This window comes from Streptomyces daliensis (assembly GCF_054782395.1).
In genome coordinates this window covers 1-507 of the sequence record NZ_BAAGSO010000079.1, presented here as the reverse complement: position 1 = coordinate 507, position 507 = coordinate 1, and the positions used below count along the sequence as shown (strand labels likewise).

The 507-nt window shown below is 62.1% G+C and carries 1 protein-coding gene; it reads right to left on the bottom strand.

Annotation, left to right across the window (positions count from 1 at the left end; genetic code table 11):
• Nucleotides 1–382 (bottom strand): replication initiator (locus ACYVOO_RS18345; RefSeq protein WP_461016707.1); only part of this gene is annotated, 382 nt, incomplete at its 3' end.
• Nucleotides 383–507: the final 125 nt, after the last annotated feature.

The following is a 507-nucleotide window of genomic DNA, read 5'->3' as shown; positions in this document are numbered from 1 at the left end:
CCGAGTGCAGCCGGGAACAGGGCTCACACACCGAGGCGCGGCGGTTACGGCAGCGCACCGGCAACCGCTCACCCGGTTCTGCGCCCGTCGAGTAGGACGAGACGACCTCACCCGTGCCGGGGTGGTAGGTGACCGTGTTCCCGGACAGGTACACCGGCTTGGCGCAGCCGCCAATGGCCGTGATCTGTTCACGCCAGCGCCCGTACAGCGGATCTCGGATCAGGTAGAGAAGATCACGGTCCACCTCGGAGAGGCCCTTGAGCGCATCTTGATTCGCCAGCTCCGCCGACCGTTCGGCAGAAGTCGAGAACGGCCAGGCATTGTGCACGGAATTGACGCCGAATTCGGCAGGCATAATCAGGTTTCCAGTCTCTGAATTCATGCAGCGGAAATTGGGTGTTCACCGGTTACCTCCTGCGGTTTTGCTGACAGGTCGTCAGCTTGTATCTGACTGTGCATCATGTGCCGTATACGCCCCGCCAAGGGCGCATCGCGCCACACCTCTTC